Raw genomic sequence first — 2,711 nt, 5'->3', positions numbered from 1 at the left:
TCTCGAACGACGGATAGCCACTCTTGGCCACGTCCAGGTTGGCGTAGTCGGCGCGATACAGCTCGGCCTTCAGCGGGTCCGCCTCGCTGATCAGGAAGGGCTCGGCGTAGATCTTGTAGAGCAGCGCGGTGGCGTGGGGGTGGTGCTTCGCGGCGGCCCGTTCCAGCAGGCTGAGCACTTCCTCCACCTGCGGGCCCTCGTGGATCTTCAGCACCGCCTGGTAGAAGGGCACCTCGCCGCGCTGGTCTTGCGCCTCGGCACGGCTGAGCAGGGCCGAGGCCAGCTCGAAGTTGTCCGGCTCACCGGAGGCGACCAGCATCTTCGCCTGCAGCATGTCGTTCTGGTACAGCAGGCGCTCCTCGCGGCATTGCTCGCCCGACATCGGCTCGTCGCAGGAGTGGGAGGCGCATCCGGCCAGCAGCAGCGGCAGGCCCAGCGCGAGCATCCATGCATTGGTACGTTGGTAGACCATCGATCGTCCTCGGACCCCGGAAAGTAGGTGCTTCGACCCGTGCCACGGCGCGCGGTTCGCCCGCATGCGAAAGCGCCCGGCACCGGGTGGCCGGTACCGAGCGCTGTCGAGTTGAACCCATGGATGGCGGTCGGGCTCGCCCGGCCCGCCTTCCCCCTTGCCGCTACGCCCTAGGGCAATGCCCCGTGGCTGCCCAGCAGGCCATCGCCATGCTTCTTGTCGCGCTTGGCCATGCGCTTCTCGTGGGCGCTCTTCAGCGGCTTCTTCTTGCTTTCCTTCTTCGCGTTCATGCCTTTGCTCATGGTGCTTCTCCGTCAGGGGTTGGGGGTGGCGCATCCCTGCAATGCAACGCTCTCGATCACCCGCACCTCCTTCGGCTGCCGGAGCCGGCCATTTGCTGCTACACCCAGAAGCATAGTCGGGAAGCGGCGAGCTGCAGGCCCGCGCAAAGCCTCGACTGCTTAACACTTGGGCATGGAAAACCGCGACAGCGCACGCCTGTGATCGCATCATGCGGGGTTGCGGTGACGGGCCCCGGGGCGCGGCGCCGGATGAGTTCACGCGGTGGCAGTACGGACGGGAAAGCATGGGAATGACGCCTGGCCAGGAACCCCTGGGCTATGCGGCGCAATCGGTCGCCGGACGGGTTCGCGATCACAATGAGGATGCGCTGCTGTGCAGGCCGGCGCTCGGCCTCTGGGCGGTCGCCGACGGCATGGGCGGGCACAGCTGCGGCGAAGTGGCCAGCGCCATCGCCCTGGAGACCCTGGAGCGCGAGCTGACCCGGGGCCTCGACCTGGAAGCCGCCGTGCACGCGGCCAACCTCGCGGTACTCGGCGCCGCCGAAGGGCTCGACGACGAGCGCCGTGGCATGGGCACCACCCTGGTGGCGGTGCGCTTCCAGGGCAGCGATTTCGAACTGGCCTGGGTCGGCGACAGCCGCGCCTATCGCATCGACGCCGCCGGCATCCACCAGATCAGCCGCGACCACAGCTGGGTCCAGGCGCTGGTGGACGCGGGCCAGATGACCCCCGAGCAGGCGCGCACCGATGCGCGGCGCAATGTCATCACCCAGTGCCTGGGGCGCGACGACCAGGCCCTGGAAGTCGGCCTGCTCAGTGGCAGCCTGCTCCCCGGCGAACTGCTGCTGCTGTGCAGCGACGGCCTCAGCGGCGAGCTGGACGACGAGGAGATCCATGCCCAGTGCAACAAGGCCCGGACGCTGGACGGTATGGTCGATCAGCTGATCGTACTAGCCAATAGCCATGGCGGCAGGGACAATATCTCCTGCATCGTGCTGGGCCTGCCCGCGCAGGAGCAGGAACCGGCCAAGGCCCCACCCCCGCGTTCCTTCCTCAGCCGTTTGTTCAACCCCCGAAAACCCCGATGAATCCGACGCGCATCGACTCCCTATGAATGACAGCTTGCTAGAAATACCCGGCTACAGCGTGCACGGCCGGTTGGGCAAGGGCGGCATGGCCGAGGTCTACCTCGCGACCCAGGAGTCGCTGCATCGCCAGGTGGCGATCAAGGTGCTGCAGCGCCTGGATGACGAAGCCTTCGCCAAGCGCTTCGTCAAGGAAGCGCACCTGGTCGCTTCCCTGCACCACCCCTCGATCATCACCATCCACGACATCGGCCAGCTCGCCGACGGGCGCTACTACATCGCCATGGAGTTCGTCGCCGGCGGCGACCTGGCCCAGCACCGGGGCGAGCGCTTCGAGCCGCAGCGGGCGCTGGACATCGTCCGGCAGATCGCCGCCGCGCTGGTGGTGGTGCATGACAAGGGCATGGTCCACCGCGACATCAAGCCGGCCAACATCCTCTTCCGCGAAGACGGCACCGCGGTGCTCAGCGACTTCGGCATCGCCAAGGAGCTGGAGCTCGACAGCGAGCTGACCCAGTACAACGTCGCCGTCGGCAGCCCCGCCTACAGCAGCCCCGAGCAGGCCCAGTGCCAGCCGCTGGACGCGCGCAGCGACATCTACAGCCTGGGCGTCATCCTCCTGGAGATGCTTACCGGCACCAATCCCTTCCGTGGTTCCAGCTACACCCAGACGGTGATGAACCACGTGCAGCAGGAGACCCCGCGCCTGCACGGCGCCCTGGAGCGCTACCAGTTCCTGCTCGACCGCATGCTGGCCAAGGACCCCGACGAGCGCTTCGCCGATTGCCGCGTGCTGCTGGCGAGCCTGGCCGAACTCAACGAGGGCGAGCTCGACAACACCCGCCTGACCCC

4 protein-coding genes are annotated in these 2,711 nt (G+C 67.5%); 2 read left to right on the top strand and 2 right to left on the bottom strand.

Annotated elements, in window-relative coordinates:
- Positions 1–472 (bottom strand): hypothetical protein (locus tag DMX10_RS32145; RefSeq protein WP_178083041.1); only part of this gene is annotated, 472 nt, incomplete at its 3' end.
- A 170-nt stretch (positions 473–642) separates the two neighbouring features.
- The gene (locus DMX10_RS33400) at positions 643–774 is read right to left on the bottom strand and encodes a hypothetical protein (protein WP_256604897.1); all 132 of its coding nucleotides are present in this window, start codon (positions 772–774) and stop codon (positions 643–645) included.
- Between the two features lie 284 nt (positions 775–1,058).
- Here DMX10_RS33400 and DMX10_RS32140 point away from each other — a divergent pair, with 284 nt between their 5' ends.
- Both DMX10_RS32140 and DMX10_RS32135 read left to right on the top strand, forming a co-directional pair.
- Positions 1,059–1,862 (top strand): PP2C family serine/threonine-protein phosphatase, encoded by an 804-nt coding sequence (locus DMX10_RS32140; RefSeq protein WP_236209921.1) that lies wholly within the window; start codon positions 1,059–1,061, stop codon positions 1,860–1,862.
- Between the two features lie 22 nt (positions 1,863–1,884).
- On the top strand, positions 1,885–2,711 hold an 827-nt coding region (locus DMX10_RS32135; RefSeq protein WP_146603117.1), incomplete at its 3' end, for a serine/threonine-protein kinase.

Source organism: Pseudomonas sp. 57B-090624, from assembly GCF_003234055.1.
In the GTDB taxonomy this organism is placed as follows: domain Bacteria; phylum Pseudomonadota; class Gammaproteobacteria; order Pseudomonadales; family Pseudomonadaceae; genus Metapseudomonas; species Metapseudomonas tohonis.
This window is presented reverse-complemented; position numbering and strand designations above follow the sequence as displayed.

Bases quoted from the DNA above. Each gene is read 5' to 3' on its own strand.
- DMX10_RS33400 (WP_256604897.1), bottom strand. From the start codon at position 774: ATGAGCAAAGGCATGAACGCGAAGAAGGAAAGCAAGAAGAAGCCGCTG.
- DMX10_RS32140 (WP_236209921.1), top strand. From the start codon at position 1,059: ATGGGAATGACGCCTGGCCAGGAACCCCTGGGCTATGCGGCGCAATCG.